The sequence below is a fragment of the Mycobacterium sp. NGS56 genome, from assembly GCF_059812425.1.
Genome location: NZ_JCALCQ010000018.1, coordinates 72,925 through 84,236, shown reverse-complemented (window position 1 = coordinate 84,236; position 11,312 = coordinate 72,925). Strand labels below are relative to the sequence as shown.

Annotated in this window: 8 protein-coding genes; 1 reads left to right on the top strand and 7 read right to left on the bottom strand. The window is 62.3% G+C overall.

What is annotated here, in order from left to right; translation table 11 throughout:
- The 3 genes from AC5Y4F_RS25765 to AC5Y4F_RS25755 form a co-directional block, all read right to left on the bottom strand.
- On the bottom strand, positions 1–349 hold a 349-nt coding region (locus tag AC5Y4F_RS25765), incomplete at its 3' end, for an alpha/beta hydrolase (RefSeq protein WP_499999388.1).
- A gap of 56 nt (positions 350–405) precedes the next feature.
- Positions 406–807, bottom strand: a complete 402-nt coding sequence (locus AC5Y4F_RS25760; protein WP_100882369.1) for a PaaI family thioesterase — start codon at positions 805–807, stop codon at positions 406–408.
- 79 nt (positions 808–886) lie between these two features.
- On the bottom strand, positions 887–3,964 hold the full coding sequence (locus AC5Y4F_RS25755; RefSeq protein ID WP_499999386.1) for an MMPL/RND family transporter: 3,078 nt from the start codon (positions 3,962–3,964) through the stop codon (positions 887–889).
- 781 nt (positions 3,965–4,745) lie between these two features.
- Between AC5Y4F_RS25755 and AC5Y4F_RS25750 the strand changes: the two genes are divergently transcribed.
- Positions 4,746–5,441, top strand: coding sequence for a TetR/AcrR family transcriptional regulator (locus AC5Y4F_RS25750; RefSeq protein ID WP_036473479.1), 696 nt, complete (start codon positions 4,746–4,748; stop codon positions 5,439–5,441).
- 24 nt (positions 5,442–5,465) lie between these two features.
- On the opposite strand, the gene AC5Y4F_RS25745 is transcribed toward AC5Y4F_RS25750, so the two are convergent.
- The 4 genes from AC5Y4F_RS25745 to AC5Y4F_RS25730 all read right to left on the bottom strand — a co-directional run bounded on the left by AC5Y4F_RS25745 (position 5,466) and on the right by AC5Y4F_RS25730 (position 11,174).
- Positions 5,466–5,879, bottom strand: coding sequence for a hypothetical protein (locus tag AC5Y4F_RS25745; RefSeq protein WP_036473482.1), 414 nt, complete (start codon positions 5,877–5,879; stop codon positions 5,466–5,468).
- Entirely contained in the window at positions 5,876–7,699 is a 1,824-nt protein-coding gene (locus AC5Y4F_RS25740; RefSeq protein ID WP_051641679.1) for a hypothetical protein, read from the bottom strand. The genes AC5Y4F_RS25745 and AC5Y4F_RS25740 overlap by 4 nt, the downstream gene beginning before the upstream one ends.
- A 320-nt stretch (positions 7,700–8,019) precedes the next feature.
- Positions 8,020–9,783 (bottom strand): hypothetical protein, encoded by a 1,764-nt coding sequence (locus tag AC5Y4F_RS25735; protein WP_036473483.1) that lies wholly within the window; start codon positions 9,781–9,783, stop codon positions 8,020–8,022.
- On the bottom strand, positions 9,780–11,174 hold the full coding sequence (locus tag AC5Y4F_RS25730) for a site-specific integrase (protein ID WP_081285079.1): 1,395 nt from the start codon (positions 11,172–11,174) through the stop codon (positions 9,780–9,782). The genes AC5Y4F_RS25735 and AC5Y4F_RS25730 overlap by 4 nt, the downstream gene beginning before the upstream one ends.
- Positions 11,175–11,312: the final 138 nt, after the last annotated feature.

The following is an 11,312-nucleotide window of genomic DNA, read 5'->3' as shown; positions in this document are numbered from 1 at the left end:
CCAGCTGGTGGGTAGCGAGGATGATCAGCCCGCCCAGCGACGCGCCAACGACGGCGGGGGGACCGTCGGGGCTGACGTGGTCTCGTACCGAGAGCAGATCGGATACGAACTTTTCGACGTCGTACTGTCCGCTTGGGTCCCAGTCGCTGTCGCCATGGCCGCGGGTGTCGTACGCGATGACGGTGTAGCCATGGGCGTGGAGGCGACGCGCGCTGGTGGCCCAGGCGTGGCGGTTTTGGCCGCCGCCATGGAGGAGCAACACCACAGGACCAGTCGTGGCGTGCGTGTAACAATCCGCCACGAGGGTGATGCCGTCGCGCGTGCGGATGCGCTCCTGAGTAATGGTCATGTAGTTCGTTTCCCTCGGGCGGAACGCCCCCTAATGAGAGGCATGTACGGCCTTAGTCATTGCCTGGTTTCTTTCGGCGGCATGACGGTAATGGTGCCTTGAGCGGCGCACACAAGCATCCCGCTGTTGGTGATATCGATACGTGCTACACCGCTGCGCTTGCCCAACGAAATGATGTTAGCGACGGCGACGCACACTCCGCCCGAGACAGGTCGAACCAAATTCACCTTGAATTCTGTTGTGGCGACCCAACATCCTGCAGGCATGACCGGATAGAACACCACCCCGAGGCAGTGGTCAACCATGGCGGACAGACAACCGCCGTGGAGATTCCCAAACGGTGTAAGCAGGTCCTCGCGGGCATCCATTTCGGCAACTAATCGTCCCGCGGTTAGCTGGGTATGGCGCAAGTTCAGGTAGGTCGACAGCCCACCCGCAGTCGCCGCCGCACCGAGCATCTGCTCGGCGATTCGCTCGTCGAACCGGACGAAGTCCACGCCGGTCACGCTATGCAGTCCCTTGGGTGACAGGTCATCGTCAGCGTGCTCTACCGCGTGGGGCCAAGGACTTCCGTTGAGGCCACCAGCTGACCTCACCGAGCAATGTGGCGATCGCGGGAACCGTGAGAGTGCGGACCACGAAGGTGTCCAAGAGTAGGCCGCAGCCGATGATGAGTCCGGCTTGGATCATGATCGCGACCGAACCGACCATAAGGCCGAACATGCTGGCCGCGAAGATAAGCCCGGCCGAAGTGATGACTGAGCCGGTGTTCGCGACCGTGCGCAGCACGCCGACGCGAACGTTGTGAGCAGATTCCTCGCGTAACCGCGAGATTAGCAGCATGTTGTAATCGGCGCCCACCGCGACCAAGATGATGAACGCTAAAAGCGGTACGGGCCATGCGATTTCCTTGCCTAGGCCGTATTGGAAGACGAGTGTGCCGATGCCCAGTGCGGCCCCGTAGTTGAGTACCACTGTACCGAGCAGATAGAGCGGGGCCACCAAGGCGCGTAGCAGAACGACGAGGATCAAACCGACGATGACGAGCGTGGCGAAAGCCAGTAGGTGAAAGTCGGCCGACAGCAAGCGCTGGATATCGGAATTGACGGCGGGGAAGCCGGCCATCGAAATCCGTGCGTTGGCCAGCGAGGTGTTAGGGCGTGCGGCATCAGCAACGCGGGTGATCTTCTGCGCGAGATTCATCGCTTCGCTGCTGTAGGGGTTGTAACTGGATTCGATGGCAAAGCGCGCGGTCTTGCCGTCAGCAGACAGAAAGTGCTTCGCCACATCGGAGAACTGGCGATTCTCGAAGGCGTTAGCGGGCAGGTAAAAGCCGCTAGAGTTGTCCGAACCGGCGCTAGACCGCGCGGAATTCTGTAGCTGCGTGGCGATCTGACCCATGCCGGACAACATTTCGATGTTGCTGTCGGCGAGGGTGTGCACACCAGTAGCTAGGGCTTGTGCGCCCGACGCGAGCTGGCTGATGCCGTTTTGGAGGCGGCGGATGTTGCCGGCCATGTCGGCGGGGTCGCCGAGCGCTCCGAACGCGTTGTTCAGCGAGGTGACCGTGTTCTGCAGGTCTGCCATAGTGCCCCCCGCCGTATCGCCGCCCGGCTGGTACATGTCGCCGAGGTTGGCGAGCTGGTTGAAAAAGCCGCCATCGCGCAAGGTCACTAGAATCCGTACCTGGTCGCGGATCTGGGCACACTCGGGTGTGGTGGCACACCAAGGGGATGTATTGAGCGCATTAACCAACGGGTCGATGGTGGCGATCGCATTCTGGGCTTGTTGAGCTTCTTGGCGTAAGCCGGGCCCGCTTCGGATAGCTTGGTCGATGGTCGGTGTGGTAGCCGAAAGCTGCTGCAGCAGCGGGCGAAAGCGCTGAAATTGTGCCCCACTGGACTGGGCTTGGCTGAGGATCCCGGTCAGCGGAGTCAACGCCGCGCGAAGGGTAGTGTCAAGTTGCGCCAAGCCGCCCGCGAGTTGGTCGGCGCCACCGGTGAGTTTGGTGAGATCGGTCTTGTGGGCGTCTCCTTTGGCGACGGCATCGGCCATCTTGGTCCCGATCTGGCCGTTCTGCCAAGAAAGCTGCGCCTGGTCCAGTCGCGCACCGGTGGGCCGGGTGACGCCGGAAACTTTGGTGACACCCGGCAATTGCGACACGCGAGACGCCATTTCGTCAAGGTCGGCCAGGCCCTTACCGGTGCGCATATCGGTCGGTGATTCGACGACCATGAACTGCGTGATGACAATATCTTTGCGAAAGTGTCTGTCCAGCAGGTGATAACCCTCGTTGTTGGCGGTCGAGGGCGGCTGGCCTTGGCGGTCGTCGTAGCTCATGCGCATGGTCAGCGCCACAGCCGCTAGCCCTAACACGAGAGCCAGGCTGGCGGCCAGCAATGGGCCGGGCCGGCGGACTACGGCCACCGCGATCCAATTCCAGTAGCGGCGTGTGCGGTCGGCTTTGGGCTCGCCGATGCCGTGTTGAGCGGCCAGCGCCAAAACCGGTGGGAACAACGTCACGGTGGCCGCGACTCCGACGAAGACGGCGATCGCGCACGCTGGGCCCAGCGCGCCAAAAACGCTCAGTTTTGCAAACACCATGGCTAAAAATGCAAACGCCACAGTGGCCGCGGAGGCCAGGATCACGCGTCCGATGGTGGCGGTTGCATTGATCACCGCGAGGTCGGCCGAGACCTCCTGGCGGCGTTGCTCGTGGTACCGGCTGATCAAAAACACCGAATAATCGGTGCCGGCACCCAACAGAATCGCCGTCATGAACGCGATGGTGAATTGCGATACCGGCATTCCCGCTTCGCCCAGCCCCGAGAGCACTCCACGCCCTACCCCCAGACTGACGCCGATAACCAACAGTGGCAGCAACGCGGTAAACAATGACCTGTAGATGACCAGCAAAATCAGCGCGATCAGCCCCGCGGTCACGACGGAGACGACAATCAAATCCTGCTCAGCCGAGTCAATTTGATCGCTGAACGTCGCGGGAGGGCCGGTTACGCGGACGGTCGTGGAGGTACCGCTAAACGAATTGGCGGCGATAGCGCGCACCGCTTGGACGGATTCGGCCGCTCGGGGATCGCCGAGCGTGCCCGCTATCCCGACCGGCAGATACCATGCCTTGCCGTCCTGGCTCACCGCCTGACCGGCAGTAACCGGGTCGGCCAACAGATCCTGAACCAGTCGCACATGCTTGGAATCGGCACGTAACCGCGAAACCATCGCGTTGTAACGCTGACGCACCGGCGCACTCAGGCCCGTCGGTTCCTCCACCGCGACAAAGACGGTCGTCTTGGACCCCTGCTCGCCGAATGCGATCCCCATCCGCTCAACGGTCTGGAGCGACGGCGCATCAGAGGGAATGAGGTTCACCGACTGCTGCTTTACGACTGTTTCCAATTGCGGAAACACCGCGGCCAGGACGCCGGCAGCCACCACCCACGCACCGATGACCAGCACCTTGTGCCGGATACTAAACCGCGCCACGCGGGCTAATCGATCGCTGTAAACGCCCTCACCAGCGGTGACCTTACGGAGTCTTTCCCGGACCGGCCGACTCAACGTCGCCACGCCCGACGAAACCCACCCGGTATCTACCATCCCCCGTCTCCACTACTGGAAAGAAACCAATGGTATCGCAACAGTACTATCGGTACCCTTTCATGGTGTCGGCGAAATTGCTACCGCCAGCCCGCCCACGCCGCGACGCCGCGTCGGCCCTTGCGCTCGACCTCGATGTCCTGTTGCCGGTTCCGTATCGGGTACGTCATTGCGTAATCCATTGGTATGCAGATTATTTGACGTTGGCCATGGGTCATCTCTGGCTGCTGACAATCTCACGAACGCCGTAGGCGAAATGCCAGCCGGGAACTGAGCCTGATCGGCTCATCGCGAACATGATCGTACATTTCCCGACTCATCAGATCGTCGTCCAGGTACGAGCAAGAGCGAGGGGGATAGTGACGTGGACGAACGCGGCCCTGGTGGACCGGCGGCGCTGGGTGCAGCCGCTTGGCAATACCGCGACTGGCCAGCCGGATATCCCGAACCGCACGTCTCCAGAGGTGGGTTTTAGTCAGCGAAATCGGCACATTCATCAGGATTTGACGTCTTTCGTCCGTGAGGTCGCCGCGCGGAGGCAGAAGCTGGATTTTTCGATCGCCACGCGGCCGGCCGATTGGGGGCAGCGCCGTCGACTCCCCCGGGTCCCGAACCGCTCGACCGGTTGCCTGATCACCAATCCTCCTTCGGTGCTTGGCCTACACCGCCGAAGTGTACTAGTAGTATCGCTACGATACTACTAGTACCGTTCGTCGGATTGAACGACTTCCCCGATGCGATTCGCTGTAGGCCAGGTCCGTGGGGGGTTTACGGTGACTACGTGGAGCGTGACGCTGAAATCCCGATCGATGTCGATGTCGATGTCGACGACGACGTCGATCCCCGCCGCCTTCGGTCACGGACCCGGTTGCTGGATGCGGCCACGAAACTCCTCAATGCCGGTGGCATCGAAGCCGTCACCATAGACGCGGTCACCAAAGCCTCCAAGGTCGCACGCACCACGCTGTATCGGCACTTCAGCAGCTCTACTCAGCTGCTGGCCGCAACATTTGAACGGTTGCTACCGCAGGTCACCCCACCACCTGCCACGGGAACATTACGCGACCAGCTGATCGAGCTGCTGAGCCGACAGGCGACCCTCTTTCAAGAGGCGCCGCTGCATGTCACCACGCTGGCCTGGGTCGCGCTCGGGCCAACACCGGACGGCACAGAGGAGACCTACGATCGCAACGCGCTGCGGACGCGGATCATCGACCATTATCGCCGGCCGTTCAACAGCCTTCTGGAAGGCCCTGAAGCCCGGGCCGATCTCGACGACTTCGATCTAGAACTGATTCTGTGCCAGCTCGTCGGCCCGGTGGCGTTCGCTCGACTCACCGGGCTGCGCGCAATCGATCGTCACGACTGTGAACGCATCGTCGATGATTTCCTCGCCGCGCACCGCCGCCCGACAGACAGACCCCCGTCGCGGCCCTCGGCCCGGAAATCCTCGTCCGGCACAAACCGTTCCAGGTAACGCGGCATAACCTTTGGGGGGCCTTCACATGGGCGGGTGCACCTTGGGAAACGCAATGACTGTGCGTCCGGATTGGGCTAACTGGCTGCGTAGTAGATCGTTTTCCAGGGTGAGCTGGTTGACGACGCGTACGAGGGCGGGGACATCTGTTCGGAGTTGTTTAAGCTCGCCGTTCTTGTTGACGATGGTCTTGCGAAGCTTTGCAATGGTGTTACGAAGTCTTGTCTCCAGTTCTGATGGTCCGCCCTTTCCCCGTACCTGTTGGTAGAACTGGTTTTTCAGGTCGGTGTGGCGTTGGGTTAGGGCGTTGCGGGGTACGTCGGCTTCTTGTGCGAGGGCAACGATCGTCAGTGCACCGTTGGAACGCTGGGGTGTGCCGGCGAAGATGCGGTCCATGGCGGCGCGGATGCGGTCGCGTTCGTCGAGTGCAGCGGTCACATGGGCTCCTCGGTCAGGTGGTGTTTGTCTTCCCCGCTCGAGGTGACGCGCGTGTTGTCGTGGGTGTCGGCGTAGTGGCGGAGTTTTGCGGCGTTGGCGCGCAGCCGTTCACCGATCGGTTGGGGGGTGTGGGTGGCCTGTTGTTCGAGCTGGTCGGCGCGGGTGCGTAGCTGGGCGGCGTGCCGATCGGTGCGTATGACGTTGCCGCAGCGGGGATCGCAAGCTTCCAGCTTGGGGGCATCTTTGATGCCGTCGCGTTGGCATAGGGCCCGGTCTGGCTTGTAGCGGCACAGCAGTAACGCTTGCGGGTTGTCGTAGATCATCAGGTCAGGGTTGGCGACGAGCCGGCGAGCGGTTTTCGCGGTGATCGTTGTCCCGCTGAATGTGGGTGCGTGTGCCGCGATTTTGATGGCGTCGCGGGCCGCTGGGCCCGAGACTCCACCGCCGTCGTTGAGGTGGTCTCGAAGTTCGGCGACGGTGTCGGCTACGGCGCGTACGGTTTCGATGTCGAGCAGGTCGTGGATACCGTCGCGGCCGCGCGAGGCGTAGCGTCCGGAGACGACGGCCGAACGCATATGCCCGTATTGGATGGCCAGTGCGACGTGTCCATTTGGTCGCCGGGCGATGTGCCAGGCGAGGGATCGGCGGAAGCGTTTGAGCCCGATTCTGCCGTGCGGGTCGGGCGGGATTGTCTCGCTGGCCAGGTTGTGTCGTGCGGCTTGAGTGTTGGCCCAGTCAACGAATTCATCGATCCTGGAACGCATCGACCTATGGACCATTGAACCCGTCGCGGTGGGTTGGTTGTATCTATCGTGGGCCGATGAGTCGAACAGAAGCCCCCCGTCGGGAACCATTTTCTCCAGAACGCGAATGGCGTTGACGACGGGGGTGATTGCCACCCACGGCGCGTCGCGGTCCGTCCCGGCGGAGAGATGGTTGCCGTGTTCGTCGACCGCGCTTTTGTATTCGCGGCCGCGGATCAAGTGTCGCCCGACTGTGCCCGCGGCGTCAGGCTCGGGGTCAGGGCAACAACCCGTTGTCAGACCAAGTACTTCGCTGGGGCGCATCCCGGTGAGATAGGCACACACGATGAATGCCGCCGTACCGAGATGGCGCCACAAGGGCCACGCTTCCACGTAGTCGATGTCGTCGCGCCAGGGCTTTCCGTCGATGCGGCCGGTGATCGGGATGCCAAGCGGACAGCCCGACAGGCGTTGCGTCGCGGCCGCCAGCAGTTGGTCGCGGCGCGGATATTCCTTCATCTGCGACTTCGCAGCGCCGACGCGACCGCAAATGTAGGCGGCCACGAACGTGACCCGGTCCCCTTCGATATGAACGGGCAACGGATCACCGGACTCAAGAAGGGCATCAAGGTAGGCGCACAATGCCCGTCGGCCCTCGGGACGCGCACTGTCGGGTATCGCATTGAGCAGACGCGCATGCTCGGCGTGCGCGCGAAGGATGTCGTCGCCTAGGTCGTTGACCACGCGCATGGCCCAGACAAGGAGCGGCCCGAGCGTTTCCTCAGCTAACGGCGCAGCGGCATTCTCATTACCCAACGGGATTGGCCTTGGCAGATAGTCGTCGACTCCGGTGGTTTCCCACGGAGGTTGCCCAAGACCGGTTGGGGCGGGGCTGATTTGGTCGAGCGCCCACAATCGAGTCAGTGCGACCAGGCGCCGAAGCGCGCTGGAGCGGACTTCGGCCTTGGTCGCCAGCAGATACCGACCGTAGCCATCAAGGGTGGTGGTGTCGCAATCGGCCAGCCCCCGGACGCCGCGACTGTCGAGCCATTGGGCCAGTTCTAGCCAGTGACGCACTATGGTAATGAGCGTCGAGACCGCCGGGCGCGTTCGCATCCTGGTACCGCGGCTGCGGACAAAAGTGGGGCGCAGCTCGCCATTGATAAGACACCAGACAGCAAGGCGCAGTTCGTTCTCGAACGCTGCGGGGCAGTTTCTCCAGTGGATCTTGGGCCGTACCGCCGAAGGGTTTTCTGTCAGAGCAGCAAGCGACCACACAGGATCCCCGTAGTACGGGTTGAGGTGGGCGTGAATAGGTTTGACCAGATCTGGTGCCACCACCGGGCTACGCGGCCCAGGCATCAGCAACAAGTACGGATCATCTTGCGCCGCAGTGCTCATGTGTCGAGCACTCCCACCAGCAGATGATCGACCAGACCGCGGTCAGTATCGGTCAGTTGTGACAGCGCTTGCTCCCAGAGCGGATCGCCAAGACGTGTTTTGAGGTCTTCAAGGCGGCCATGGTGTTCGGCCCAATCGCGACGCCACGTCTTGGAGGGAAGGACCGAGCGCAGATTCGTTAAAGCCTGATGCAAATGCGCCAGTCGCGCGTGGTGTCCGGGATGGACGTGCGCGTTGGGGCAGGCCAGACACATCAAAAACGAAGCTGTGCAGCCGTCTTCGGGTGAGGTTGCGAACGGGCTTGACGCAGGGTCGGCGCAATCGGCTGTCGCTGTCTCAACATCGCCCGCTGCCGGCCGGTCGCGCAATTCGGCGACCAGAACCCCCTTTTGAGCACGACCCAACGCATCCTCAGCACCCGCGGCTATCACCTCGACGGCTTCGGCCTGAACACGCTTGTCCACCAAGGCATAACTACGATCGAAGGTCTGCTCAGAGTGTTGCGTGGGCTCACGGCGGCCCAGGGCGACAACCGTTCTGCGACCGCGACGAAATGGCGAACCGGTCAACCCTTGAGCTTGCGCCCACAGTGATGCGTCAAAAGACGACACCCCGAAACGGAAATCCCCGACAGGAGGATGACGGTCCCCGCGCACCCACACATGACCGCGGTTGCCGGTGCGCCACACGATGAGCCGGTCAGTTCCCGGAGCCATCTGTTCGACCAACGCGCGAGCAAAACGGGTCGCCCGCAAGGCCTGCGTGATCAACCGCCCGGCCGAGGCGGCACCGTCATCGGTGAAGTTCCTGGATTCGTGATACCGCCCAGCGCCGCGTCGCGGCTTTTCCAAAGCCACCCGATACGTCGGCCGACCATCGTGGCCAGCATCAGGTGATGCCTTAGGCACCGCCAGCCCGTCGATGACCGACAAGTTCCACCCGTATTCGGCCATCATCAGCACCCCCAGCGCTGCCGCCTCCATCCTGGACAAAAACAGCCGCTGCCACGTCACCTCTGCCCTGGTGCCACCCAGCGGTCCGTGATATCGCTTTTTGAGCAGATGCGCTCCCTCTTTGGTTCTGGCGTTCTTCATCGTGTACTCGGGCATGGACCCGGTATCGGCGAGAACGCTCAACGCGTGCCCGACCAGCCAATCCGGGCTGTCTCCGACGAATTCCCCTTGCTGCCAACGGTGCAAGTGCCGAGCATTATGTTCGATGCGCGCTAACGCGGCGCGGAAGGTCCGTCGGGCCGCGACCTTGATGAGCTGAAACTCGTCGTGGCTGTATGACTGTGTGGCGCTTTGCGCTCGCCTGAAGCGGCGCACAAGTTCGTCGGCCACCGGCCCGCACTGCAGTCGCGGATCCTCTTGCAACAGCAGCGCGACCTCAGTGAAGGGGCGTTTGTCGTTGAGCATGACCACGCTATTGCGCCACCGTCTGACCATGGCGGCGCTGAGATCATCGAGATCGCGCACGTGCTCTGGTTGCTCGACGAGGAATTCGGCGAACCGCACGATTTGTCGCCACATGCCGCGCGAGGTCCTATGCGTGGTCCAGGTTTGTGGCACGCAGCGGCGGGCGAACAACGCCGCTAACGATCGCTGCAAAGCTTCGTCAACCGGCAACGTGGCGAAGTCATATTCCTTGACCCGGCCCGCAGCGTTGCAGTGGAAAACAACCAAGCCCTGCGGTGCCAGCGCCTTGGGTCGACGGTGATCGGAAGGCGGAAGCACTGCGGGCCGGCCACGCACAGTCATGTGCCGCCGCCTGCCCAACCGAAGTCATCAACGTCTTGAATGCCTTCCGATTCCCGGGCAATACGCGCGAATACGGCATCCAGCTCAGGCATGGGCGCTGGCACCGGATCGACAGCATCTGCCAGCATCGAGCGCAGTTGCAGATCAGCTACCGGTGCGAGGTAACGCTCAACGGTGGTTTCCCGGGAAGCGTGACCGAGGAGATTTTGCACCATGAACCACGGATCGCCGTAGAGATGGCGGAAGTCCCGACGATCCTCAGGTGTCAGCCCATACCGTTGATCCATCAAAGAATTCAGCACGACCAGCATGTAGAGGGCAAAGCTGTGCCGTGCGGAATGCGGTGTGGCATAAGGCGCATACACCTTGTGCGGATCCAACCCGAGCCGCTGCCGCGGAGTCAGGACCGTATCGCATCGGCGATTAGCCGCGGTGAAAACACCGTCCCACGAATGCACCTGAAACGGCAGTCCCTGCTCATTCAGCCACAGCCACAACGGCTCAAGCCCATGTTCGCCTTCAACAAACAGGGTAATTCGCTCATTGACGGTCAGGCTGTTCAATTCACGTCGCACGATGGAGCCATCCGGGCACCGCCATACCACCAGCGGGCTAAGACCGCGGGTTATCTCAGTGACAACACGCCGCTCCACCAGGCGTTCATAGCGCCGCGCCTGCTGCGCGCCGCGGACCGCGAGCGCGCGGGAGGAATCGCAGTAAGTCTCCACCTCAGCGACAGCATCAGCGGCAGCGTAGAACGTTCTCGGTTTCTTCGCCCTGGTGACCTCGGCGGCGATCCGTCCTCGACAGTAGCGGCTCGTATCCCCGCGACGGGCCGGGACTTCAACTGTCAGAAGGGAACCACCCTCGGCTCGTCGAAGACCCGATGTCACCATCAGCCGCACATAAGCGACGTTGCGGTCCTCTAAACGTCCACCCCAACCGCGGTCAAGCACACCGTCGCAGGTATAGCCGCGTAGCCCGACATCAATCCACCGCCGCCAGCTGCGAGGCGTAAGCCAGTGCACATTACTGCGGCGCACATCCTTCGCCCGTGCCGCGGGCACCGTGACCGCCGCGCCATCACGAGCGATCACACGCTTCATCGCTACGGGACTACGCGGAACATGCCGGTGTTCGGAAGCCCAAGCGTAAAAGCTTGCCAACGCTGACAATTCACGATCCCACTTCGCCCCGCCGATACGGCGAGGATTGTGCTCGGCGAACCGACGCCAATGCTCATAGTCCTCGACATCATCACGGGTCGCTTCCCACCAACCCACCTTCTTTGCCCACAGAAAGGTCAAAAATAAGCGCAGGTCGGTCACATGGTTGCGCCGTGTCTCAGCGGTGTAACCGCGAAAGACTCTCGTCTGGGCATACGCGGACAGCCGCGCGTCGACTCACCGCTCCGGTGACAAAAAGATAGGGTCACCCGGCCGAACCCCAACCGATTCTTCGCGATTCGCGAGATTAACCCAGCCGGCTAACAGCCGCGGTCGCACACCCTGAGCTGAGCATGCACCCGG